Annotated in this window: 19 protein-coding genes and 1 pseudogene; 7 read left to right on the top strand and 13 right to left on the bottom strand. The window is 39.5% G+C overall.

Going from position 1 to position 26,195, the window contains the following annotated elements; all coding sequences use genetic code 11:
* Positions 1 to 9: 9 nt before the first annotated feature.
* The 6 genes from P20480_RS00980 to P20480_RS01005 form a co-directional block, all read right to left on the bottom strand.
* Complete coding sequence (locus P20480_RS00980; RefSeq protein WP_008132914.1) at positions 10 to 657, bottom strand: tetratricopeptide repeat protein; 648 nt, start codon at positions 655 to 657, stop codon at positions 10 to 12.
* Between the two features lie 13 nt (positions 658 to 670).
* Positions 671 to 1,441: an SDR family oxidoreductase gene (locus tag P20480_RS00985; protein ID WP_008132913.1), complete on the bottom strand. Its 771-nt coding sequence runs from the start codon at positions 1,439 to 1,441 to the stop codon at positions 671 to 673.
* On the bottom strand, positions 1,438 to 2,127 hold the full coding sequence (locus P20480_RS00990) for an iron-containing redox enzyme family protein (protein ID WP_008132912.1): 690 nt from the start codon (positions 2,125 to 2,127) through the stop codon (positions 1,438 to 1,440). Before P20480_RS00990 ends, P20480_RS00985 begins: the two co-directional genes overlap by 4 nt.
* Entirely contained in the window at positions 2,120 to 3,598 is a 1,479-nt protein-coding gene (locus tag P20480_RS00995) for an AMP-binding protein (RefSeq protein ID WP_008132911.1), read from the bottom strand. Before P20480_RS00995 ends, P20480_RS00990 begins: the two co-directional genes overlap by 8 nt.
* Entirely contained in the window at positions 3,595 to 4,248 is a 654-nt protein-coding gene (locus P20480_RS01000) for a thermostable hemolysin (RefSeq protein ID WP_008132910.1), read from the bottom strand. The genes P20480_RS00995 and P20480_RS01000 overlap by 4 nt, the downstream gene beginning before the upstream one ends.
* 120 nt (positions 4,249 to 4,368) lie before the next feature.
* Positions 4,369 to 8,388, bottom strand: coding sequence for a rhombosortase-dependent M36 family metallopeptidase (locus P20480_RS01005; protein ID WP_008132908.1), 4,020 nt, complete (start codon positions 8,386 to 8,388; stop codon positions 4,369 to 4,371).
* Between the two features lie 131 nt (positions 8,389 to 8,519).
* Here P20480_RS01005 and P20480_RS19060 point away from each other — a divergent pair, with 131 nt between their 5' ends.
* Positions 8,520 to 9,011, top strand: a complete 492-nt coding sequence (locus P20480_RS19060) for a hypothetical protein (RefSeq protein WP_050547953.1) — start codon at positions 8,520 to 8,522, stop codon at positions 9,009 to 9,011.
* Between the two features lie 18 nt (positions 9,012 to 9,029).
* On the opposite strand, the gene P20480_RS01010 is transcribed toward P20480_RS19060, so the two are convergent.
* The gene (locus P20480_RS01010) at positions 9,030 to 10,370 is read right to left on the bottom strand and encodes a sensor domain-containing diguanylate cyclase (protein WP_008132905.1); all 1,341 of its coding nucleotides are present in this window, start codon (positions 10,368 to 10,370) and stop codon (positions 9,030 to 9,032) included.
* Complete coding sequence (locus P20480_RS20155) at positions 10,360 to 10,584, bottom strand: hypothetical protein (protein WP_474089448.1); 225 nt, start codon at positions 10,582 to 10,584, stop codon at positions 10,360 to 10,362. The genes P20480_RS01010 and P20480_RS20155 overlap by 11 nt, the downstream gene beginning before the upstream one ends.
* A gap of 304 nt (positions 10,585 to 10,888) precedes the next feature.
* Here P20480_RS20155 and P20480_RS01015 point away from each other — a divergent pair, with 304 nt between their 5' ends.
* From P20480_RS01015 to P20480_RS18855, 3 genes and pseudogenes are all read left to right on the top strand, one after another.
* The gene (locus P20480_RS01015; protein ID WP_008132900.1) at positions 10,889 to 12,700 is read left to right on the top strand and encodes a glycoside hydrolase family 3 protein; all 1,812 of its coding nucleotides are present in this window, start codon (positions 10,889 to 10,891) and stop codon (positions 12,698 to 12,700) included.
* Between the two features lies 1 nt (position 12,701).
* Positions 12,702 to 13,427 carry a 5-oxoprolinase subunit PxpA gene (locus P20480_RS01020; RefSeq protein ID WP_008132898.1) on the top strand — a complete coding sequence of 242 codons (726 nt, stop codon included), beginning with the start codon at positions 12,702 to 12,704 and terminating at the stop codon, positions 13,425 to 13,427.
* 159 nt (positions 13,428 to 13,586) lie between these two features.
* Positions 13,587 to 15,612, top strand: a pseudogene (locus tag P20480_RS18855) (S9 family peptidase).
* Between the two features lie 602 nt (positions 15,613 to 16,214).
* Here the strand turns inward: P20480_RS18855 and P20480_RS01025 are convergent.
* Complete coding sequence (locus P20480_RS01025; protein WP_008132893.1) at positions 16,215 to 17,816, bottom strand: isocitrate lyase; 1,602 nt, start codon at positions 17,814 to 17,816, stop codon at positions 16,215 to 16,217.
* 233 nt (positions 17,817 to 18,049) lie between these two features.
* Here P20480_RS01025 and P20480_RS01030 point away from each other — a divergent pair, with 233 nt between their 5' ends.
* Positions 18,050 to 20,230 (top strand): malate synthase G, encoded by a 2,181-nt coding sequence (locus P20480_RS01030; RefSeq protein WP_008132891.1) that lies wholly within the window; start codon positions 18,050 to 18,052, stop codon positions 20,228 to 20,230.
* 277 nt (positions 20,231 to 20,507) lie between these two features.
* Here P20480_RS01030 and P20480_RS01035 read toward each other — a convergent pair whose 3' ends face one another.
* The 4 genes from P20480_RS01035 to P20480_RS01050 all read right to left on the bottom strand — a co-directional run bounded on the left by P20480_RS01035 (position 20,508) and on the right by P20480_RS01050 (position 25,236).
* A complete protein-coding gene (locus P20480_RS01035) occupies positions 20,508 to 21,233 on the bottom strand; it encodes a YebC/PmpR family DNA-binding transcriptional regulator (RefSeq protein ID WP_008132889.1) in 726 nt (241 codons plus the stop codon).
* 131 nt (positions 21,234 to 21,364) lie between these two features.
* The gene (locus P20480_RS01040) at positions 21,365 to 21,982 is read right to left on the bottom strand and encodes an HAD family hydrolase (RefSeq protein ID WP_008132888.1); all 618 of its coding nucleotides are present in this window, start codon (positions 21,980 to 21,982) and stop codon (positions 21,365 to 21,367) included.
* 312 nt (positions 21,983 to 22,294) lie between these two features.
* Positions 22,295 to 22,789 carry a DUF6702 family protein gene (locus tag P20480_RS01045; RefSeq protein WP_006793306.1) on the bottom strand — a complete coding sequence of 165 codons (495 nt, stop codon included), beginning with the start codon at positions 22,787 to 22,789 and terminating at the stop codon, positions 22,295 to 22,297.
* Entirely contained in the window at positions 22,789 to 25,236 is a 2,448-nt protein-coding gene (locus tag P20480_RS01050; protein ID WP_008132887.1) for a M1 family metallopeptidase, read from the bottom strand. The genes P20480_RS01045 and P20480_RS01050 overlap by 1 nt, the downstream gene beginning before the upstream one ends.
* Before the next feature lie 284 nt (positions 25,237 to 25,520).
* Between P20480_RS01050 and P20480_RS01055 the strand changes: the two genes are divergently transcribed.
* Both P20480_RS01055 and P20480_RS01060 read left to right on the top strand, forming a co-directional pair.
* Complete coding sequence (locus tag P20480_RS01055; RefSeq protein ID WP_008132886.1) at positions 25,521 to 25,757, top strand: hypothetical protein; 237 nt, start codon at positions 25,521 to 25,523, stop codon at positions 25,755 to 25,757.
* A gap of 133 nt (positions 25,758 to 25,890) precedes the next feature.
* Positions 25,891 to 26,127, top strand: coding sequence for a hypothetical protein (locus P20480_RS01060; protein WP_006793303.1), 237 nt, complete (start codon positions 25,891 to 25,893; stop codon positions 26,125 to 26,127).
* The last annotated feature ends 68 nt before the right edge of the window (positions 26,128 to 26,195 follow it).

Raw genomic sequence — 26,195 nt, 5'->3', positions numbered from 1 at the left:
TTTATTTTGTTATCTCTTTAGTTTTTTATCTACTTTAGCTAATAAAGAGCTAATTGCTTGTTGACGATATTTATCAGCTTTAGCACGAGTATTACGAATACCTGCTGCTTGCGCAACTAACAAATGGGCTTTAGCTTGCTGATATTCACGTTCGTCATATAAAAACTCACCATACAAGTAGTTAGTATCAATGCCTTTTTTGTTAAAAGCGAGCGCTTGCTTAAAAAACTTGTTGGCGGTGTCATCATCACCAAAACCAATAGGCCACCCCGGTACTTTACTGTATAAGGTTGCTAGGCTGGCATACGCTGAGCCACCTAAAGCACTGTCGTCTATTTTAAGGGCTTGCTCTAATGACGCTTTTGCATCTTTAGCATAGCCCAGCGCCCCTAACCCGCCCTTTGCGCCAGCAAAACTGGCCAGTACAATGCCGTTCCACGTATAGCTATTTGCTGAATCAGGGTAGTTTTCAATAAATTGAGCACTTTGCTTACTCAGTTGAGTAAAGGCTTTGATTTGTGTATCACCTTCAAGCTCATAATTAGCAACCGCCCACTGCTGTTGAATAGCGAGTAAATCGCTTTGTTCGTCTGCAAATACCCCCGATGAAAACACACTAACAATGCTTAAATAAGCTACTAAAGTAAATTTTTTCATAATAAATCCTCTATTAACCTAAAAACTGTTTTATTTTAGGAAGCTGTTTAGCAATTGCGTTATCCACAATACGTGGAAAAACGCCATTGATACGTGCAAAAAGTTTCTCAGGAAAACCAATAAATCGTCTGGTTTTATTTGAGTTTAATAACGCAACTAACTCATCAGCCACCAACTGCGGGGAGTCCATTTGATTACCAAGCGCCTTATTCATTGCTCGTGTTTGTGCATCATTAATATCTGTATCGGTTGCTCTTGGTGCTAAATAACTAACTTTAACGGGTGTATCTGAAAGCTCTCGTGATAGCGCTTCGCTAAAACCACGTAAACCGAACTTACTAGCACAGTAAAGTGTTTGATACGGGTAACCTATACTGCCAAATGACGACCCAACATTAACTATGGAGCCTTTATTCGCGTGCAACTGCGCTAAAAACAGCTGACATAATTTCATAGGGACGGCTAAATTAGTGCTCAGTAGATTATCAATTTGCTCACTACTCGATGCACTTAAGCTTTGCATTATATTAATGCCTGCATTGTTTATGAGTAACTTAGCGCCCCCTAATTTTTTGGCTTTAATGGCGAGTGCCAACATGTTTTCGGCAACCGTTAAATCCCCCACAAAAACAATACTACCGGGACATTGACTACTCAACGTATTGAGGGCATCACTATTTCGCCCCACCAAGAGTAGTTGCCAACCTTGGCCGTGTAAGGTTTTAGCAATCGCTTGACCAATTCCACCTGTCGCACCAGTTAATACACATAAGCCGGTATTCATGCGTGTTGCTCTTGTTCTGATGCTTTAAAAAACGGCTCGTTGTCTAAAGCGCGAAAAATATCGCCGTACAAACGGTAAAAACATTTTGCGCCATGTAAAATAGCCTGCTGATCCGCCTCGTCGGTAATTTGATTCATTAAGTTTTCAAAAAACTTAACATGCTCTATATCAAGCGCGCCGTGAGAGGTTAAATAGCTAAACGCTTTTTTAGGAAGCCCAACTGCATTCGCTATGTTTGATGCGGCTCCATCAGCAAGCGCAATTGAGGTCCCTTCGAGTACATGGACCATGCCAAAAAAGCTTAATGGGTTTTTACGAGCGATACTGTCGTAGGCATACGAGACCATCATTTCGGTAGCAAATTGTGGCTGACTATGGCGCACACTTTCTTTATCAAAACCACACGCGGCAATATCGTTAAGCACCCACTCTTGATGACCAATTTCTTCTTCAATATATTCAGCTACCGCTTCTCGTAACCATTCTTGCTCATCAGTTAAACATGCGCCAAGTGACATCATTAATGGAACAGTGTGTTTTACATGATGATAAGCCTGCGCTAAAAACGAGGCATACTCTTCAAGCGTTGCTTGTCCGTTAAATACACGCTGTATAATTGGCGCAGCTAATAAGTACTCACGCTCGTTTTGAGTTTGTGCTTTTAATGTATTAAAAAAATCACTCATGGATCACTTCTCCAAGTCGGTAAAACTGTTCAAAAATAGGGCTGTAGTGCTGGCTAATTGCCGCTCGTTTAGGGCGATTATTAGCGGTTAATAATCCTTGCTGCTCGTTTAAAGGTTGGGCCAAACGATGCCACTTTTTAATCTGTGCGTAGTCAGGAAGTTGCTGGTTTACTGTTTTTAAATGTGCTTTTAATTGCTCATCACTAAACTCGGGTGCCGCATAAATAAGCGCGCTTAAAAATGGCTGGCTTTCACCAAACACCACCGCTTGCTGTATCGCACTTTGGCTTAAAATTAATGATTCAGGCCATTCGGCGCTAACATTACGCCCCATACTGGTGATGATGAGATTTTTTACTCGCCCTTTTATGTACAGCTTATTATTACGCTTAGATACTAAGTCGCCAGTGGCGTACCAGGTATTTGGGTTATGCGGCGCTTGATTTAAATACCCTAAAAATAACGCTCCTTTAATAAATAACTCATCATTTTCAACTTTCGTTTCAACGTGCCCTAATACTTCACCAGCGCTATTTATGTCGTCATAGTTGGGGGTGTTTAAACTCACTACTGAAGCAGCCTCAGACAAACCATAACCTTGATAAACCGGTAGGTTATATTCTCGTGCAGTTAAAATTAAAGATTCACTAACCCGTGCTCCGCCAACAGCAATAAACTTAAGTGACTTTGGTGGCTGCCAGCCTTGTTTTGCAAAGGCAACTAAACACGTTAATAACTCAGGCACTAAAATAAGGGTGTTAGGTTTTACACTATCGATTGCACCAATGAGTTTGTTAGGTTTTTTTAACCCTGAGCCAACAAAACCTAATTCGTTTAGCGGCATTAAATGTATACAACCGCCACTTAACAAAGGCGCATACACACCCGCTATATTTTCCAGTAATACTGGCAGCGGAAGTAAGCATAAATGCACGGGGTTACTAATGTTTATTTGCTCACATAATGACTGAGCTACCTGCATTTGGCTTTGTGTTGATAAGCACACCCCTTTTGGCTCGCCAGTAGAACCTGAAGTAAATGTAATTTTTTGCGTACCAGTAAAATAGCCCACGGGTTCAATCGCATCGAGCTGATAAATATAAAGGGTATAATGCTCAAATAATGTTACCGACAATGAATGCTTGCCAAGCGAATAACGAGGCATATCACTAATAAAAAACTGCGCACCACATTGCGCTAGCACATACTGTGTTTGCTGCTGACTAAAAAAATGGGCGATAGGCACCGTAACCTTGTTTGCTGCACTGGTTGCGGCATCAACAACCAGCCAAGCTGGAGTGTTATCAAGCTGGAAGGCAATTGCACCTGAGTCTAAAGCGTTAAAAATAGCTGTTAGCTTATTAGTTTCTTGTTGTAACTCCAAAGCGCTAATAGGCATCACTTTATTGGCTAAGTAACTAACAACCACTGGCCCATTCGCTACCTTATTAATATTATTTAATAGGCTCATAAGCTCCCCAACGCGGTCATTAAGGCATTAATTTGTTGTGTGTTTTGCTGTTTAATATTTAACAGCATGGGTGTGTTAAGTACTTGCTGATGTGCCTGCGCTAAATTAACAATGCACACCGTAGGTTGATTTGCATAATAACTTCCCCAACTTAATGGGTTTTCAACCACAAAGCTGTTTGCAACAGCAACCTCAGTGCAATTAACCCCCAGCATTCGAACCATCGCCCTTACTTTTTTTGTGGCGCAAAATACTAAATACTTAGCTCCAGCATTGTAAAGTGCCTCGTTAACAACAATAAAATGACCAAGCGTTGCCCTGCGATGTGTAGAGCATAAGTTACCTAGCTCAAATATTTTGCTACGCGGAGTTTGTTCTAATAAAAAGTGCTCAATGGGCTCTGCAGTGTACTGCTCAATAAATAAGGGAGAGGTAGCTTGCCTTAAACCTAACGTACATTGCCCCTCACTTGTTGTGTATTGGCAAAGTAGTGGCATAAATGATTTAAGCGTTGCATTGTAAGCTACTAAAAAGCCATCTTTTACCGCAGATTCTAGTGCATTACGATGCTCACCATTTTCTCGAGCAGTTATTAAATGTGCCGAATTTGATATGTTATCTAGTGATAAGTTTGACTGTGCTAATTGCATAAACATCGCCCGTTTAAGGAGTATGTTTATAAGTTAAAGAGCGAAACTTAAAAAAAACTTAAGAAAACAAAAAAGCCCTTAAATAAATTTAAGGGCTTTTAAAGTAAAGTTTATTTTTAGCTATTTGGCAACGCGTTTACGGCGTCTATTAAACCAAACTAATGGTGTTAGTAGTAAGGCAATAAAGCCAACACTACCGCTGCTTGATTTTTTCTCTACAACAGGTGCTACCGGTTCAGCTTCGTTTTTAACCGTAACAGTAGTTTGTTGCATTACAGTTGCAGTGCCATCACTAACCGCAACTTCAAAAACAAGATCTTCATCAGCGGTGATTGCTGCTGGTGTAAATGAGAGTGTAGCTGTATCTTCCCCTGATAATGTTGCTGCAGAACCACTTACTTGAGTCCATGCAAATGTCAACGTATCGCCATTTCGATCTGATGCACTTGCTGTAATGGTTCCTGTTTCTGACTCACTAATTTCACTTGATGCGTTTTCAACTAGTAATAACGGCATCGCATTGTCACAAGAAGTGATTGAATCTCCTGCTACAACTGTTGAGAACACAGGTGACAATACATTTGACATTGTTAAATTATCAATCCACCAACCAAAATCAGAAACTACAGCGTCGGATGAAATACGGAAACGTACTTTTGCTTGGTTACCATTTAATGCAGTACCAAAGTTGATTGTTTCATAATTACCATATGCACCAGACTCCTGAATATTTCTACCAGTGAATGTACCGCGCTCTTGTAAAGCCTGAGATGTGTTTTCTATAAGCTCACCATCGTAACCTACAGAAAATTGTCCTCCCATTTCAGTAACATCAGTCCAATCACCATTATTTACGCTAATTTCTACAACACCACCATCCCAGTCTTGCTCTATAAGGTATAGATGCCAGAATGAAATTTCGAAATCACCAGCGTAACCAATTTCAAACGTTTTAGACTCGATTGCTACATCTGATTGGAAACCATTATTGTTTAAGAACATGGTCTGAGCCCCCAAGCCAAAACCAGCTTGGTCAAAGAAGCCTATGTTGCCACTATTATCCATACTCTGAGTACCAACAGCGTTGGAGCCACCAAACATTACGTTTTCAGATAGGTCAAATAATGATGAGGCTGATACTTCCATATCATCTGACACTACTGCATTCACTGGTGATTTATCTTCAAATGCCATATTTACAGTGAATGAAATAGAATCTTCTAGTGCTTCAACAATATCATCATCAGTTTCTAGCTCAGGGAAAGTTACTTGTATCTCTAGCGTTTCAGCGGTACCTGCATCATTTAGAGTCAGCATGATTTCTTCGCTTATTGATGTAGCAAATGGCGCTGTTTCACCAAAAGTGACCAAACCTTCATTTTCAAGAGTCACATCATGGTCACTAACAACTGTCAGCTGAGCTTTAGTACCGGATAGCGTTTCACTACCACGGTTGACTATGCTTACACTGATAGACCCTGTTTCACCTTTATCTAAGATATTGTCATTTGAACAAAAACCAACTTCTGCGCCATTAAATGCGTTATTAACCATTACATCTGATAAAGCAAAGGTTGCAAGCTGAGTTTTGTCTGACTCCACAACCCCAGTTAAATCGGTACTGAAACGCTCAGGTGCTTCTGCACCTAGGCCCATGCCACGTTTAGCAAATGCTTCTAAAATTAGTGTGTAGTCTGCGGGGTCAACAGCATAGGCAGCAGCCAATATTGCGTCGCGAGCTTCAGTATATAGTGGAGCTACTGGTGTTAATTTGTAACCCGCTACAAGGTAATCTGCCATACGACTTTGTGCATCTTCAAAACCATGTGCATTTATTAACGCTACATAACTTTCCCATAGCATAGTTGCCCATATTTCACCTGCAGCATGCGGCGAAGCTACGTTAGTTGGAGAAATACCTACATCTTCACCTGCTGCCTCTGTAATATGACGGAATGAAAGAGGGTTAACATCTGTATTTGTAGAATATGGTACACGACGAATACCGTAGTAGAAGTCCTCTACGAATGTGCCACTCCCGTAAGCTTTTTGGAACTTGTCGTTACCTGCAATATTAATATCATCAGCTTTTGCAATAAACATTAATGAATGGAAATCACCCCATCCTTCACCCATTGCACGTCCTTGGAAGTTAATTAACCCCGATGAATTACCAACCAAGCGGTTACTGATATAATGACCCCATTCGTGTGCAATAATACCGTTATCAAAGGTGCCGTCTTTCAATGTTGCCTTATTAAACATATCAACAGTAACAATATCACCTGCAGCAATTAAGTCATAGATAGCTTTACCATCAGCAAAATTTAAGCCCAGATTAGGAATAGATACAGCATCGTCTGCCCCACCCATTGGGGCTGGCTCATCTGTATCGGGGTTATTATTTACAACAATTGCACCGATTGCACCTGCATCTTGCGCATTAAGTACTTTTTGAGTAAACGCGCATGAACCACGGTCAATAATTGCAATTTTACCAGCGAGATCTACTGCATTTACAGCAGGCTCACATCCGTCGTTGATACTTTCAGAGTCTGTAGCATTACCATCGTCGATACGAACAACTTCACCTTCGATATCACTAAATTGATTCTGACCAAAACTTGATGGTTGTGTTGAGTTTAATAGCCCTACACTTGCATTTGATGTAACTGTTACACCAAAATCTACGCCTACCATTGCATCTTTACTGTCGTATAGGTACATCTGCATACGTGGGCTAGCGCCATCAGCTGGGGTAGACATATTTGCATTATTACGACCAGAGTTATCTTGCGCTTGAGCTTCTATTGGATCGCCCTCAATCCCACCACGTTCGTAGTTAGATAACTGAGCAACATTTGACGTTTCATCAAAGCCATGATCATAAAAGAAATCATGCAGAAAGTTATTCATGTAAAATAAGTTTACAATAGCAGCTTTTCGATTTTCGTAACTGTTTGCTACTTGGTCAACCTGATATGGATAATCGAAAGTAAAATCTGCAGTTGTTTCAGCAGTAAAATCCCCCTCACTAAAATCTTGCGGCGCTACAACATCGGCATAAGCAAATACATTATTGCCCGATGTTGTCGTTGCATCGTCAGCTAACCATGGATCCATAGTACTTATTTTGTTGTAGTAAGATAAAGAAACCATTGGCGCATCTAAAATCTCTGTTTCATCTATCTGCTCTGGTCCATCTGCAGGGATTACATCACCATGAGGACTTTCCATTGGGTAGCCGTCTTGATTAGCGTAAACGCGATAGTTGAAATCTGTTGCATGTGATTTTAAATTTTTCTTAAAGTAAACTTTATTATTTTGCGAGCCGATTACGTAGCTGTAATAATCACTTTCTAGCGAGTTAGCATCAGCAACTTCTATTTCTATATAATAAGCAGACTCTAATTCGCCAGCAACTTCGAAAAATACTTTTTTAGCTCGAGGCTCACCGATGATGACTTTTGAATCATCTGCAGATGTTGCTTTGTACTTAGCATACCCACTCTGTTCACCAATTTTTGTAAGTGACACATTAATTCCTGCCAACTCTCTAAAAACAGCCTGAATACTTTGCTCTGCAGTTAAAAAGTTATTCAATACTGCAAATGAACCATCAACAGAAGCTGTGTCGGCAAAATAACCAGAGCCAGCAACTAGGTTAAACTCTTTATCCATTACTAAATTGTATTCGCGGTTAAATACTTCAATACCATGTACTTGCTGTCTATACTTTGCAGTAATAGAGCCACGCTTTTGCTGATGTAAATCAGCTAATACAGCTGAAACTACTGTACTTTTTTGGCTACTTACACCCGTTAATGACTCTAGATAAAAGTCAGCTGCATATTTATTTCGCATAGCAGGCTCAATCAGAGCCATATCCGGTTTAGCTTGACCAATAGCTTGCCATAAAAATGTGGCTTTACCCATTTGAGCATCAAAAATGGAATTATGGCCTGAAACTGTAGTTCGTGCTGCTAAGGCGCGTTGCTGAACTGCAGCTGGAACCATTGTTTGTGATTTAGATTGTGCGGTAACATCGAAATACTGCGCTGATTCAGCTGCGGTTAGTTGGCCTGCTGATAATGTAGCTGCAACCATTGCGGCCACAGTAGAAACTTTGAAACTAGACATAAAACACCCTGTTTATATTTTGTAATTTTTGTTTGATTTTTGCATTTTAAATGCAATACATGTAAACAGTAGCAACATAATCTATAAATACAAAGCACAGACCAATCTAATTTTCAAATTAAGGTAAAGAAATGCAAACAAAAAATATTTTTTCATCTATGACAATTATTACAACTCTCATATTGATAGGATGTACAAATGATAATCAACCTAAAGATACCCGATTGACTAGCGATGAAAACTTAGTTGATACTATTGATGAAAGAAGTGTAAAAACATATATTAAAAAAAATAGAGAGCAGCAAGTTAGAAGTATTTTTTCATCAGGTGACAAATTAACTTATTCATCTCAGATTTTAAAAAAAGGTGATGTCGTATTTAACCAAACAATGGGGCAAAAGGGAGTTATAACGGGGTCAATTATTGTAACACTTCAGGGTAACTCTATCCCAATGGATTTAAGTAAAAAATTTAAACTATCAAAGCTTACTCAGAATAATTATAAATTATTAGCAGAAAAAAATAGTGATATTGAAGAATTAGTTACTTACCTGAATAGCCATGACCAAATTTCTAATGTGGAGATTTCAGTAAATTACTCACCTATAAATACGCAATTTTAGTATATGAGCTTATCTATACTAACTAGGCTCGGCCACTACGCAGCGATTACGGCCATGCTCTTTAGCATGGTAAAGCGCTTTGTCTGCACATTTATATACTTGGTCGATGTTATTGCTGTGGGTTGGCCACGTTGCAATTCCGATTGAAACGGTAATAAAACCGATTGTTTCCATTTGCGTTGTTTCAACAGTGGTGCGTAATCGCTCTGCTATTTTTAGAGCGCTTTGGCTATCTTCATGAGGCAATACAAGTAAAAACTCTTCACCACCAATACGCGATACAATATCCCCTTTTCGAGAGATCTTTTTTATAATATCGGCTAATACTTTAAGTGCTTCATCGCCTTTATCGTGCCCAAAGGTATCGTTCACACGTTTAAAAAAATCGATGTCTATTTCTAAAATAGCAAAAGGTGTTTGCTTTAACATTAGCTGACTAAGTAAACCATTTAAGCTTCTACGATTGTGGGTGTTTGTCAGCGGATCGGTTTGGGCATCGTGCTTAAGTTGCCCTATTTGTGTTTGTAAAATATTGACGCCATTAAGCATGGCCAGCTTCAATCTTTGGCTTTCAAAGTACCACGCTTTTATTCTTTTTAGCTTTTCTATGCTGTTTACTTCGTCGAGTCTGTTTGCGCTACTAGCGAGTTGCTTTAATGGGCGTGAAATAAAATACGAAAATACACCTATGAGTATGAAGGTGAGCAACGCCATGGGGAGCGTTCTTGCAAATACTTCCATGATTAATGTATCTAGAGACGCAAGTGTTGCTTTGATGGGACGTTGGGCAACTACGCCCCAGTTTGAATTAATAACGGGTGAAAATCCTGCGAGCATTTTTACCCCTTTGCTGTTTACAACAACGGCTTGCCCCGCCTCTCCTGTAATAACCGCATTAATTACTTTATTATTGGCAACGCTTGTACCTATTCGTTTACTATCTGGGTGATACAGGATTTGCTTATTAGCATCGACGACATAAAGGTGCGATCCCCCTTCGTAAAAGTGTTGCTCTAGGAGATCATTTAAAATATTTCTTTCTTTTAAATATAACGAGCCGCCCACGTAGCCTAAATAATTCCCTTCTTCGTTAAATAAGGGATGCGATATAAATATAATTAAATTATTGGCTGCTGACATGTACGGCATACTAATAAGTGACTTTTTTTCTTTTAAAGCCTGTGTTGCGCCGGGAGAGGAAATTGATTTTCCTATGATTTCAGGTAAATAAGGGGATGTGGCATTTATAACCCCATTCTTACTTATAACTACTGAATTAAAGCTATTTGTTTGCAAATTTAAACGCGTTACTTCTTCTTGCAGTAATGCTGCATTATTTATGTTTTGCTCAATATGCAAGTTGTTGTTTTGCCGACTCTAAAAAGTTGTCGGTTGCTGAAGCTAATTTATTAGCGTAAGCGAAGTTACTTTCTAATGTATGGCTTACTAACTGCTCTTTTTGTACTTGGTACGTTGAATGAAAACTACTAATAAGCGTGGCTAAAGCCGCAGAAAAAGCCAATAGCACAATAAGAAGACGCAGATTAAGCACAGGAAATAATTTATTCAGCAAAAGTAAACAGCCCACAGTACACTGCTATTAAAGCAAGTACTTTGTTAAAAAGTATTTACAATTATACCCCGCCATTTATTAATTATCTAATATTTGAGCACATAGTGTATTTTTAATAACCAGCCAAATAACTTTTTATTACATTGTGACGTTACATTCCCTCTACTAACTAGGGTGCGCTTATTTTGCAGTTGTATAAAAAAATAGATAAGCTGCTTTCACTTGTTCATTTTATTTAGCTTTGGAGTGTATTTTGCTAAATAAGTATGTTTTATCGTCAATTATTTTTATATCTGGGTGCTTAATGCCATCAATTAAAGCGGTTGCAAAACCGGCTCTTTCTCTTGAGCAAAAACTAGGGCAAAAGTTAATGCTCGATTTTCGCTATTTTTGTGAACAAGGCACTGGTCAACATTGCAGAACACCAATGACAAAGCTACCAGAGTCATTAGCGCGCGTAATCAGCGACTATAATATTGGTGGCGTTATATTATTTTCAGAAAACACTCAGTCAATTGAACAAACCATTACACTTAGCCATCAACTTCAAGTGGCTGCCAGTAAATCTTTAAGTAAACTGCCACTATTTATATCAATAGACCAAGAGGGCGGAAGAGTTGCGCGTCTGCCGCGTGATATTGCAACGTCATTCACGGGCAATATGTCTATTGGTGCAACCTATAAACAGCACGGCGTTGACTTTGCTACTAAATCAGCAACGGTTATTGCCAATGAGCTAACAGCTCTGGGGATCAATGTAAATTATGCACCCACCATTGATGTGAATATGAACCCAGACAACCCCGTTATAAATGTACGCTCGTTTGGTGAGAACCCACAACGAGTGAGTGAACTTGGCGCAGCACAAGTTGCTGGGTTTGAGAGCAATGGCATAATTACATCGCTCAAACATTTTCCGGGACATGGCGATACTCACGTTGATAGCCACACAGGACTCCCTAACGTTGCCCACTCAAAAAGTACCATTTACGAACAAGATTTAGCCCCTTTTAAACACATTATTGCTAAGCAAAATCCCGGTATGATCATGACAGCGCACATACAATATCCTGCGCTTGATAACTCAACCTTTGTCTCTGTAGAAGGCAAAACAATGATTAAACCCGCCACTATGTCGCGCACTATTATTACCGACATTTTAAGAGGTGAGCTTAACTATAAAGGCGTAGTGGTTACCGACGCACTTGATATGGCAGGTATTAGTCAGTTTTTCACACCCATTCAAGCTGTTATAAATACATTTTTAGCCGGCGTTGATATTGCGCTTATGCCTATAGAAATAAGAACGCCCGATGATATAAAAAAGCTTGATGAGCTTATTAAATCGTTAGTTCATGCTGTCGAGTCAAATCAGTTAGATGAGCAAGAAATAACACAATCGGCTGCGCGTATTATTTCGCTTAAAAATGCATTTGAGTTATCTACTGAGTTTGACCCTATTAATGCAGTAGTTAATGCAAAAAGTATAATAGGCAATAAACAACACAGAAAAATAGAAGCTGAGCTTGCTTTAGCAGCAATAACACAGGTAAAAAACACAGAAAACACATTGCCACTAAATTTAAATGATGGCCAACATATTCATATTATTATGCCCGACACCCGTAAATGTATGGCTATGCAGCAAGCAATTGAATCTGCAAGTTCATCATCTATTACGTTCAGCTGCAGCAGCTTACAAGGGTTTGACCCAGCACAAGCAACCCAGAGCATTAAAACAGCTGATATTGTTATAGCGGGTAATGCCACGCCCAATCAAAGCGCGGTTGAAATTGGTGGCATGGATGATTTAAAAGATGACCCTAATTTTGCGCTTAATACGCGCGAACAGCCACAAGCGCTTGAGTCACTGCTTGCCATGGCTAACAAATTTAATAAGCGTACTGTATTTATAAGTTTGAGGGCTCCTTACGACATTGCTAAATTTGGCGACTATGCTCACAGTGTACTGGCCTCTTATGCTTACAATATTGATATAGACACGCACGAACGTGTTTCAGGCCCAGCGTTTACCGCACTCGCTAAAGTAATAGTTGGGCAAGCCACTGCCAATGGCACCTTGCCTGTTACAATTAAACCGCAAAAAGGCAATTAACATGAAATTAAATTGTGATTTGGGCGAAAGCTTTGGTTCATGGAAAATGGGGCTAGATGATCAAGTTATGCCTCATATTAATATGGCGAACATTGCTTGTGGTTTTCACGGCGGTGACCCTGATGTAATAGCAACAACATTAACGTTAGCTAAAAAAAACAACGTAACGGTAGGCGCGCATCCCAGTTACCCTGATCTTCAAGGATTTGGACGACGTTCTATGGCGTTAACAAAAAGCGAACTAACTAATTGTATTCAGTATCAGATAGCAGCGCTTGAAGGCATGGCAAAAATACAGGGGCTTGAGTTAAGCTATGTAAAACCACATGGTGCACTTTATAACGATATGATGGCTAACAACGACGTATTAGCGACCATATTATCTGCTGTCGCGAGCTACCCTAGTAAACTAAAGCTGATGATTTTAGCGACTAATCAAGCAGATAAACACATCCAGTTAGCTAAACAGTTTAATGTAGAACTGGTACTCGAAGCATTTGCAGATAGGCAATACACTGATGAGGGCTTTTTGGTCTCTCGCAAACTTGATGGCAGCGTGCATGATAAACCGGCCATACTTGCACAGGTCAAACAGCTCTTACAAACAGGTAGTGTAACCACACGCTCAGGTAAGCAACTTATGCTTAATGCACATAGTTTATGTGTGCATGGAGACAATAACGATGCAATTGAACTCATTAAAGAAATAAAAGCACTGTGTGACTGACCTTTAGTAATATACGAAAGCTGTAAACCCCCTTTACAGCTTTTTACCCCAACTTGTTAAATACACCCATAGAGTTAAATATGAGCTTCATCGCATTGCACTGTTAATTTAATAATCCCTCACTTATAACTGTACATAAGTTAACAACAGGGATTAATAATGAAACAACTTTTAGCACTTAGTTTTATATTAAGCGCAAGCCATTTGGCCAGCGCAAACGACAATACACACACATTGCAACTTCAAGATGTATTTGATTTAGAATATGCAAATCAAATAGATATTACTGACGACGGAAAAACCGTTTACTTTGTGCGAAACCGCATGGATATAAAAACAGACCGAAAAGTGGGAAACATTTGGTCTGTTGATTACAAAACCAAACAAATGCAGCCGCTCACTTCAGGCGTTCATATGGATTACTCGCCGGTACTTTCTCCAGATGGGCAGCGCCTTGCTTTTATATCTACCCGCGATGGCAGCAGCCAAATTTATATGAAGTGGCTTAAAACCGGTGCCATTGCCAAAATAAGTAATTTAACCAGTAGCCCTCGCGCTATTAGTTGGAGCCCCGATTCAAGCCAGCTTGTATTCAGCATGTTTGTACCAAGTAAAAACACGCCACCGGTTAATTTGCCAGGAAAACCGAAAGGCGCAACGTGGGCAGAGCCAGCTAAATTTATTGATGACGTATACTATCGAGCTGATGGTGGTGGATACTCGCAAAAAGGCTTTAATCAATTATTTACTCTTGATGCTAATGGCGGAAATGCTAAGCAACTTACTAGCGATGAATTTGATAACGCAGGCGATGTCAGCTTTAGCAAAGATGGCAGCTTACTTTACTACTCAGCCAATAGGCATAAAAATGGTGAACTCAAGCCTACAAACAGCGAAGTGTATAAGCTAAACCTTAATACATTAGCCATTGAAGCTGTAACAAATAGAAATGGCCCAGATCAACAACCCAAAGTCTCTCCTGATGGTCGTTACCTTGCGTATACAGGATATGACGATAAACGCACTAACTACGAAAATACTCAACTTTACATTCGTGATTTAAAAACGGGTAACACCAAAAGCTTAACCCCCAATTTTGATAGAAGCGTTGGGCAAAATAAAATGGGCTGCAAACTCTAAAGGGGTTTACTTTAGCTATGCCAATGAAGGTCAAACTACCCTTGCTTATCAACCTCGAAGTGGCAAGCGTAAAGTGATCACCGAACAAATTGGCAGTGTAGCATTTGGACGACCATACTCAGGCGGAGATTTTGATGTAAGCAGCAACGGCGATATCGCGTTTACACTTGCTGACACTCAACGCCCTGCGGATGTAGCGAGCATTAAACGCGGTAAAACTCAGCGCTTAACCACGCTTAATAACGATGCGCTAGGTGATAAACAATTGGCAAAAGTGGAAGAGATTTGGCTTAAATCAAGCCACGACCAATTACCTATTCAAGGATGGATTGCTTACCCGCCAGGGTTTGATAAATCTAAAAAGTATCCTCTAGTGCTCGAAATTCACGGCGGGCCGGTCGCTAATTATGGCCCTCACTTTAGTGCCGAAGTTCAGCTTTTTGCAGCAAAAGGTAATGTGGTGTTATACATGAACCCGCGCGGAAGTGATTCGTATGGGAAAGAGTTTGCACAAACCATTCATCATAATTACCCAAGTAATGACTTTGATGACTTAATGTCTGGGGTTGATGCGCTTATTAAAAAAGGGTTTATTGATGAGTCTAAACTATTTGTTACCGGTGGTTCTGGCGGAGGTGTACTAACAGCATGGATTGTTGGACATACAGATCGATTTGCTGCAGCTGTTGTTGCTAAACCTGTTATAAATTGGATCAGCTTTGTACTAACTGCCGACTTTTATCCATTTTTTGCTGATTACTGGTTCCCAGGCAAACCATGGGATCACATAGCGCATTACATGAAACGTTCGCCAATTAGTTATGTAGGTAATGTTACTACACCCACAATGCTGCTTACAGGTGAAGCAGACTACCGCACACCTATTTCTGAAACAGAGCAATACTACCAAGCACTAAAATTACAAGGTGTTGACACCGCGATGGTTCGCATACCAGATGCATCGCATGGTATTACAGCTCGCCCTTCTAATTTAATGACTAAAGTTGCTTACATTCAATGGTGGTTTGATAAGCACAGTAAATAGCGTTACATTAATTAAATTACTAAAAGCCACTTTTTAAAAGTGGCTTTTACGTATGTGCAAAGTGTAAACCCCCTTTACACTTTTAGGGCATATTAAATATCGGACTTAGTCTATTTCTCAGTTAGTAAAATTTCGGTTTATAGCTTTTTTATAGTTTGAGTTAGTAAAAAATCGGTTTGAGTCACTGTTTATAGCCTTTCAGTTGGTAAAATTTTGTTTTGTGAAAGGTATACGTTAGTAAAAAATCGGTTTATAAATCGAATTTAAACACCAAAAAAAACAAAAAATAACGTTTTTGATTACTTTAATAGCTCTTTAAGGCCCCTTTACAGCAAAAAAGCACTTACAAAACGCTTTTATTAAAGGGTTAGTTAAACTCTGATCTACAAATTCGGTTAGCTAGTTAAAACGTGATCCGCATATCTATAGTTGGTTAAAACCTGATCTCAACTAACTAAGTAACCTACTGTAAGTTTTATTTCTCATACACTATCCGCTTTTAACACTAATAAAGGCTTTACTATTAGTGAGTGCAGTAAAAATATTTATGACACATAAAAAAAAGGGCCTTACGGCCCTTGAGTAACACTATCTAGAAATTTTTAGAACTGGTTCATGGTGTTATCTTCACCACCGGCTTTTAACGCGTTATCACCAGAGAAGTACTCTTTGTGTGTATCACCAATGTTAGAACCTGCCAGGTCTTGGTGTTTAACAGATGCTTGTTCACGGCGAATTTCTTGGCGTTGTACATCACGTACATAAGCAAGCATACCTAAGTCACCAAAGTAACCTTCTGATAAAATATCTGTGCTAAGTGCTGCAGTATGGTAAGTAGGCAGCGTAATTAAGTGGTGGAAGATACCCGCTTCACGTGCACCATCACGTTGGAAATTTTGTACCAATACATCAGCTGCGGCTGCAAGCTCTGTTGCATCCATTTCTGGTGCCATTAGGCCTTTGTTATCACCAAGGCTTGGGTAAGCGCTCAAATCGCGACCCGCTTCTTGCCACTCTTGGTACACTTGCTCACGGAACTTAAGCGTCCAGTTAAACGAAGGTGAGTTGTTGTACACTAGTTTAGCATTTGGTACTTGCTCTTTAACACGGTTTACAAGCTCAGCAATTTGTTTTACGTGTGGCTTTTCTGTTTCAATCCACAATAAATCAGCGCCAGATTGTAGGCTAGTTACACAGTCAAGTACTACGCGGTCTTTCTCTGTTCCTTCACGGAACTGGTATAGGCCATTTTCAAGGCGAGTAGGTTTACACAGTTCACCGTTGATTTTCATTGCCGTATCACCTTCGTTTAAGTCCTCTACGCCATTAATAGGTGTAGTCTCTAAAAAGGCATTGTACTGGCTTGCTAAATCACCTGGCGTTTGTGATACCGGTACTTTTTGAGTCAAGCTTGCACCTAACGAATCAGTACGCGCAACAATAATACCGTTGTCGATACCTAGCTCTAAGAATGCATAACGAACCGCATTAATTTTTGCTAAAAAGTCTTCGTGAGGCACGGTTACTTTACCCGCCTGGTGACCACATTGTTTGGCATCAGATACTTGGTTTTCGATTTGAATAGCACATGCACCTGCTTCAATCATTTTTTTAGCAAGTAGGTAAGTTGCCTCTTCGTTACCAAAACCTGCATCAATATCAGCAATAATTGGCACAACATGTGTTTCAAAGTTGTCAATTTTATCAAGCACAGCTTGAACGTTGCCGCCATTCGCTTTTGCTTCATCTAGGTCATTAAATAAGTGGTCAAGCTCACGGGCATCGGCTTGCTTTAAGAATGTATAAATTTCTTCAATAAGCGCTGGAACAGATGTTTTTTCGTGCATACTTTGGTCAGGTAACGGACCAAACGCAGAGCGAAGTGCAGCAACCATCCAACCACTTAAGTAAACATAACTACGTTTAGTTGTTTTTTGGTGGCGTTTAATAGCCATCATCATTTGCTGGGCAGTAAATCCATGCCAACATCCTAAAGACTGTGTGTACTGGCTTGTATCTTTATCGTAAGCTGCCATATCTTCACGCATTACGTCAGCTGTGTATTGTGCAATCTCTATCCCAGTACGAAAGCGATTTTGTAAACGCATGCGAGTTGCATACTCTGGGTTAATTGCCTGCCATGCATTACCTTGAGATTGGCATAAAGTAGAAAGTGTGTCGGTTTCGCGTTGATATGTTGTCATAATAAAGTCCTTCGAACGGGTATATAAATAATTTAATGTTGTGAGAGTGGCAACGTTGCTAGTGCTCCGTAGCGCTTAATTCAACATTAGGCTTATTTTTAGATTTAGTAAATTTATAGTTTTTATTACGACTATATTTTTTGTGAATATCAAAAACACACTCAACATGGCTTTTTTACGTTATTGTTGCTCAAACGCACAAATACTATGGCGACCGTTTAAGGAAGGCAATTATGACCCACACTCTCACACATTCAGGACTCAGCGTAGATTTAGAGCTTGCTGACTTTGTTAAAACTAAACTATTACCTGGTACACACTTATCAGAACAACAATTTTGGCAAAGCTTTGCAAAGATTGTTCAAACGCTCACGCCAATAAATAAAGCGTTGCTGGCTAAGCGAGAACAGCTGCAACAGCAAATTGATCAGTACCACATTGCAAATAAAACGTGGGATAGCAAGCAATACCAACGTTTTTTAAGTGACATTGGCTACCTAGTGCCAGAGCCTGCAAATTTTAAAATTGAAACACAACAGGTTGAACCCGAAATAGCGGTTACAGCAGGCCCACAGTTAGTTGTTCCAGTAAGTAACGCACGCTTTGCACTTAATGCAGCTAACGCACGTTGGGGCTCGTTATACGACGCCTTATATGGCACAGATGTGTTAAGTGAAGATGACGGGGCAGAAAAAGGCACTACCTATAATCCGGTTCGTGGCTTTAAAGTAATGGCATACGCACGCCAGTTTTTAGACAAAGCACTGCCACTTGAAAACGGCTCACATATTGAAAGCACCAATTATTCTGTTGTAAACGGCGCATTAGTTATTACGCTGCGTGACAGCTCTCAAACCACTTTAGCTGACCCATCTCAGTTAATTGGCTACCAGGGCGAAGCCCAAAACCCAAGCGTTGTATTACTTAAAAACAATGGCTTACATATAGAATTACAGATAGATCACCATCATATTATTGGCCAAGCTGACAAAGCGGGTTTAAAAGATGTGGTACTTGAAGCAGCCCTAACTACTATTATGGATTGTGAAGATTCTGTAGCCGCCGTAGATGCACAAGATAAAGTGCAAGTTTACAAAAACTGGCTTGGTTTAATGCAAGGTAACTTGGTCGAATCGTTTAAAAAAGGCGACAAAGTTGTAGAACGTACGTTGCAAAGCGACAAAACGTATACTTCCATTGATGGCGGTACCATAACGCTTAAAGGCCGAAGCATGATGTTTGTAAGAAACGTGGGCCACTTAATGACAAACCCAGCTATTACAGACGTTTATGGCGAGCCTGTTTTTGAAGGTATAATGGATGCAATGTTTACCGCCACAGCCGCCCTCCACGACTTAAATAAAAATTCTGGCGTAAAAAACAGCAGCGCGCAGAGCATTAATATTGTAAAACCTAAAATGCATGGCCCAGAAGAAGTTGCTTTTACAAGCACACTATTTACCCATGTAGAAGAAGCCTTAAACTTACCTAAAAACACCTTAAAAATGGGTATTATGGATGAAGAACGCCGTACATCTGTAAACTTAAAAGCATGTATAAATGAAGCAAAACAACGTGTTGTATTTATTAACACCGGCTTTTTAGACCGTACAGGCGATGAAATTCACACCTCAATGCAAGCAGGTGTTGCGCTCCCTAAAGCTGAAATAAAACAACAGCCTTGGATAAGTGCTTACGAAGATCGCAACGTAGATATTGGCCTTGCCTGTGGATTAAGCCAAAAAGCTCAAATAGGCAAAGGCATGTGGCCTATGCCTGACAAAATGGCGCTGATGATGGAGCAAAAGTTAGCACACCCTAAATCGGGTGCTAATACAGCTTGGGTGCCCTCTCCTACTGCCGCAACGCTTCATGCTATGCACTACCATGATGTTAATGTTTTTACTGAGCAACACGCAATTGCTGAGCGTACAATAGCAAGCCTTGACGACTTACTTACTCCGCCACTTATGCAAGATACGTCAACACTCTCTAAAGAAGATATACAAAGCGAACTTGAAAACAATGCACAGGGTATTTTGGGTTACGTAGTACGCTGGATAGACCAAGGTGTGGGCTGCTCTAAAGTACCCGATATTAACCATATAGGGCTAATGGAAGACAGAGCAACACTTAGAATATCTAGTCAACATATGGCTAACTGGTTATTACATGGCATATGTACACAAGAGCAAATTACTTCCACTATGGCAAAAATGGCCAAGGTAGTAGACGGCCAAAACGAACACGATAAAGCCTATACCCCAATGGCAAGCAGCCCTGAAACACTAAAAAATAGTATTGCGTTTCAAGCAGCCCTCGCCTTAGTACTTGAAGGAACAACACAACCTAGTGGCTATACTGAACCGTTATTACATAGCTACCGTATACAGTATAAGTTACAGCAAAGTTAATACACTCCAAATGTTTAACGCTGTATCTTAATTGTTTATTTCGTGTCAAAACCAGCCTTAGGGCTGGTTTTTTATTTTTAAATCAACAAATAAGCACACCAATATTCATAAAAATGTGTTTAAACATAATTAAAACAACTCATTTTAAAATAGAAACACATAAATCAATAACCTCTATGAATACCTAACATTTCTGTAAATAACAAAAAAGCGTTGTTTTGTATACACAAAACACGTCTTTTTAATTTCTATTTGCTAATAAAAAACGACGTTAAAATTATTTTTTTATAATTGCATTGTGATACACATTTTGTACGTCATCACAGTCTTCAAGCATATTTATAAATTTATCGAAGTTAGCAATAACCTCTTCATCATCAATTTCAATATTAACTTGAGGGATAAAAGTAATTTCGTCTACCTCAAAGTTAATACCTTCAAATGCGTCTTCAAGAGCTGTTTTAGCCTTAAAGTATTCTGTAGGCGGTGCAAAAACCGAAATTTTTCCATCTTCAGCTTCTACGTCAGCAACGTCAACGTCGGCCATCATTAGCGCTTCTAAAACAACTTCATCGTCATCGCCTGCAAAGCCTAATACTGCATAATGATCAAACATATGGGCTACACAACCAGGCGTCCCTATTTTTGAATCAGTTTTAGTAAACGGTAAACGCACATCTTTGATGGTTCTGTTAGGGTTATCAGTTAAGCAGTCAACAATCACCATACAATTACCAGGCCCATAGCCTTCGTAGCGAGCAACCGAGTAATCCTCCCCTGCTCCACCGGCGGCTTTCTCTATTGCTTTTTCGATAACGTGCGCAGGAACTTGGTCTTTTTTAGCTTTTTCGATTAGACGACGCAAAGTTTGATTTACTTCAGGATCGGGTTCACCATTTTTAGCAGCAACGTAAATCTCTTTACCGTACTTTGAGTTTACTTTTGTTTTTGCATTAGCTGTTTTGATCATAGAACTTTGACGAACTACAAATGCTCTACCCATTTTGTGCCTCTAATAAATACATTACATTTTTTATTATTTTACCAATTCAAAACGTATTGGGCTAGTAAACCTTAGTGAATGAGCGCCCATATTATGAGAGGTAAATTTACTAAAGCTAATAAAGCGCCAATTTAACATAACTCTACTTTTTTGGAGTAGCTTTCAACTAAAGCAACCAAATCGTAAAAATCATGCAACACATAATCAGCTTGATCAGCATAAGGAGGCGTTTCATTGGGAGCATATAAGCAGGCACGCATATTAGCATTGTGTGCAGCTTGAATATCGTATAAGTAATCGCCTACGTACAATAGGTTATCTGCGCTAATATTCCAAAGCGTAGCAATAGCATTTAATGCACTTGGATCGGGTTTTGCTGGTGCGTCACTTCGTGTAAGTACTGTACTGATAGGAAGCGGGTTATTTTTTAATTTAAGTGCAGCGGCTTTGTCAAAATTACGCGTCACTATTGCCATAGGAATATTTCGGTCATTTAATAGTGAAATGGCTTCACTTACACCTGGCAACAACGTGGCATGTTGTGCATCTAATAATTCGTGCTGGTGAACAATGTTCATTGCCTCTTCGCGCATATAAGGAGAAGGAAGTTGCGCAATAAAGTCGAGTAAATCTTCGTTATCGGGACAGCCAATTTGGGCTTTAATAAGTGAGAAGTCGAGTTCTGACGATACCAAAGTACCATCTAAATCAAAAATAACACCATGGATAGCCTCTACCTGAGTCGTCATACCAATCCTTGTTTGTGAAAATAATTAGTTGAGCTTTTTTCAAACATAAAAATACTCTGAGCTTACACCCTTAAGTGGGAACAATTAATACTAATTATATTTAAATTAATAGTGCGAGGTGGTCAGTAACTTCACTGCAACTACCAATGAACAAAAGCTTAGCAGCTAGTTGTATGTTGCGCAAAACAAGGTAAATATAAACAACCCAACTTTTTACGTAACTTGGTATTTTACCGATCAATTATGAACGCACGTTAAATAGTGTAATAAAATACGCACTTAAATAAGCGCGTATTTTATATTAACAATGAGTTAGTTAGCCTCAAAGCGAGCTTCAAGCCAGGTATCATCCTGAGCAAAGTTTAGGGTTTTAACTTTACCTTTGCCTTCAACGTTCACCATATTAACTTGTGATGGCCATAAATCACGCAGCGCACCATTGCTCATTTTTATCCCTTGAATTCCCTCTGGGATAGGCGCTTCTTGATAAACCCAAAAAAACTTACCATCAACCTGAGCGCCAACAAAGTTAAGCGGCACAACATCACCATTTAATGTTTGCAAAGCCACATGTGACTCAACATATTTGGCAAAGCGTTGTTGATCGGTTTTATTGCTAATTATATCAATTTTACCTTTAAATAAGCTGCTAACAGCATGCTCAGTATCGTGTAAGTAAAACCGATGCATAAGCTCAACATTATGCGTTCTTTTGTTAAAAAGCACAGTCGTTACTGATGATTTTAATTGATGCGCCATACTTGGCGCAGCAATTAAAAAGCAAACAACAATAAGCAAAAAACGCATTATTGCTGTTCCTCTACTTCATCCTTTGTGTCTTTTTTCTCATCGCTTTTAAGCTCTGTTTTAATATCTTGCATGATATCGCGACTCACTTTAGCTTTACTCTTACTCTTTTTAAATACTTCAATACGTGAAGGAATAATACGACGTGGGTAGTTATTATTTTCTACATCAACGTCTGCAGTTTCCCAGCGTGGATCAACACTTACTGATACAAGCGGCTTATTTTTATCAGTAACTATAAGCTTTTGTACATTTTTATGATTACGACGCCAAATTTCAGCAGGAATGTAACGCTCTTCTTTAGTGCCATCTTCATACGTGAGCTCAAGTAAAATTGGCATCACCAAACCGCCTAAGTTTGAAAATTCCATCACGTAATAGTTTTGATCGTCACTTAAAGCACGGTCTAGCGTTTTACGCTCCCACGGCTCAAGCCCTTTTAAAAACTTGTTGTACGCATTGCGCTCTTTATTCGTTACCGTGAAACGGTCATTTTCGTCATAAAAATCAGTAATATCAGGGTTTTTCTCAACCCATGTTTTTTTACCTTCTGCACGGTTACGCTCAACAAATAACGATGTTGGTTTGTCAGCTTCAATATCACGTAGGCGGCTGTAATCTATATCTGGATTTTTAGTATCTAAACGCAGTTGATACACTTTATCTAACGAGATATCTACATGGTCGGTAGTGTAAAACCAGCCGCGCCAAAACCAATCTAAATCAACACCTGACGCTTCTTCCATAGTACGGAAAAAATCAGCGGGGGTAGGGCGCTTGTATTTCCAGCGCTGTGCGTACTCTTTAAATGCAAAGTCGAATAAATCGCGGCCTAAAATCACTTCACGTAAAATATTAAGCGCGGCAGCAGGTTTAGTGTAAGCATTAGGGCCTAAGCGAAGTACGCTATCTGATTGCGTCATAATAGGCACCTGAACTTCAGATTTCATATACGAAACAATATCACGAGGCTCAACACCCCACGGAATAGTAGGATCCCATTCACGTCCAGCAACACCATCTAAAAAGCTATTTAAGCCTTCATCCATCCACGTCCACTGACGTTCATCAGAGTTAACGATCATTGGGAAGTAAATATGGCCAACTTCATGAATCACAACGCCAATCAAAAAGCGTTTTTCAGACTGAGAATAGGTGCGTGTACCGTCATCTTGTAATTTAGTACGCGGACCATTAAAAGTAATCATTGGGTATTCCATACCACCTACCGGACCATTTACCGATTGTGCAGTTGGGTAAGGGTAATCAAACGAATACTTTGAATACACTTCCATTGTGTGCACAACAGATTCAGTAGAATACTTTTTCCATAAGTCACCGCCCTCTTTAGGGAAGAAAGACATGGCCATAACAAGTGGTTGAACATCACCGCCTTGTTGGTAACCTTTTGCATCCCACATAAATTTACGTGAAGACGCCCATGCAAAATCACGCACATTGTCGGCTTTAAATCGCCATGTTTTCGTTTTGTCTGTGCCTTCTTTTTCGTTTTCGAGTGCTTCTTCTTCGGTCACAATAAACACAGGACGCTTAGCAGTTTCAGATTGCTTTAAACGTTTACGCTGCGTGCTTGTAAGTACCTTGCTTGGATTATCTAACTTACCCGTCGCCGATACAATGTGATCAGCGGGTACTGTAATTTCTACGTCGTAATCGCCAAATTCAAGCGTAAACTCACCCGAACCTAAAAAGGCTTTATTCGTCCAAGCTTCGTAATCTGTGTACGCCGCTAAACGCGGAAACCACTGGGCAAGTAAAAATATATCGTTGCCATCTTTTTCAAAATGCTCATAACCTGAGCGTGCGCCAACAGCATCTTCTTCAACAATATTGAACGCAAAGTCCATGCTGAACTCAACTTCTTTACCTGGCTTTAACGGCTCATTCAAGTCAATACGCATTAATGTATCTACGATTGTTACACGTAGTGCTTTACCGTCTTCGTCTTTAACATTGCTTATTGCAAAGCCAAGTTCGTTGTCACTCATAAATTGATGGCGACGTAACTGCCCTAGGCTCAGTTTTGCGGGCTTTTGCGCAGGCAGGCTTTGTAACGTGCTTTTAAAGGTTTTAGTGGTTTCAGCAATTGAATCACTTTTAAAAATATTTTGGTCTAACTGTAACCATAAATATTTTAATGTATGCGGTGAGTTATTTTTATACTCAATGCTCTGGCTTGCACTAAGACGACGCTTTTTTTCATCTAACTTCACGTCAATATCGTAGTTAACTTTTTGCTGCCAGTAATTTTCACCTGGTTCTCCCGCAGCACTGCGGTAAACATTTGGTGTCGGCAATGCTTCATCTAACTGACGAAACTTATCAACAAACGAGCCTTTTGTTTGTTCAACTGAAGACGCAATAGCACTACCCGACATTACCATTGGCAATAAAAGAGCACTAAGCGTAAGACTTATTTTTTTCATTGTTAGTCCTAAAATAATTTTGTGATCATACTGTGTCAAATGTAGCCGTTTTCTTCAATTAAATAGCGACCAAACACCCTATTTTTAGGGTGATATTCACTAAAGTTTTGTACGCACAAATAACAATAATTTGTTAGCTATTTTAATTCATTTAAAAATGTAAAGGGGGTTTACAAATTTTAAACCGACTAGAGCATTAAAACACTCACGTATTAGCCAACTTCAGGTCAAGTTCATCAAATGAGATTACAGTGGAGTTAAGTGAGATTTTAAAGGTCCACGCTATGAAATTCTATATTGTAAAAAAGGCAAACAAACTAGACGCAATTCCTGCTGATAAAGAACTACTTGAGCGCTATAAAGCTGACCATTATTCTTATGTAGATATTGTGTCGGCCTGCAACAAAGAAGATGCCCTAAAACGGCTAACCACTGAACAAAAACACAGTAAAAAACAGCTCATAATTGGCGTAAATATTGCGGTGTTTTCACTAATTTTAATTATTTGTACGATAAATTGAAATTACCGTAGTTTTTGGTTGATCTTTGTAGTCATTTGTATTTAAAATCGCCCACCTTTTTATTTGAGGCAAATAAATAACGACTATTTATCCTCAAATATTATCGATTACAAGTAAGAAATGCGGTGGGCTCATGGATTTTTATATCCTAAAAAAACAACAAGAACTAATTGCAATCCCAGCCAACGAAAATAGCTGTAAGCAGTACCTTGATTCAGGTTATTTTTACATTGATAAAGTAGCTGCTTGTAACGAAACTAACGCACTTAAAAGACTACAATCCAAACAAACTAAAACGTTAAAAAAACCTCTACTCATCGCATTGATTGCTTTGCCAGTAATTTTTGGCATTTGGTACAGCTTAAGCTAACTGTTTAGTTATACTGAGGCTTGCATCTTTAGCAGCCTTGGGTATATTGGCGCTCTTACTGGTTTTTA

The organism is Pseudoalteromonas sp. BSi20480, from assembly GCF_000241365.1.
In the GTDB taxonomy this organism is placed as follows: Bacteria; Pseudomonadota; Gammaproteobacteria; order Enterobacterales; family Alteromonadaceae; genus Pseudoalteromonas; species Pseudoalteromonas marina.
Note: the sequence above shows the minus strand (reverse complement) of the source record. Positions and strands in the feature narration are given on the sequence as shown.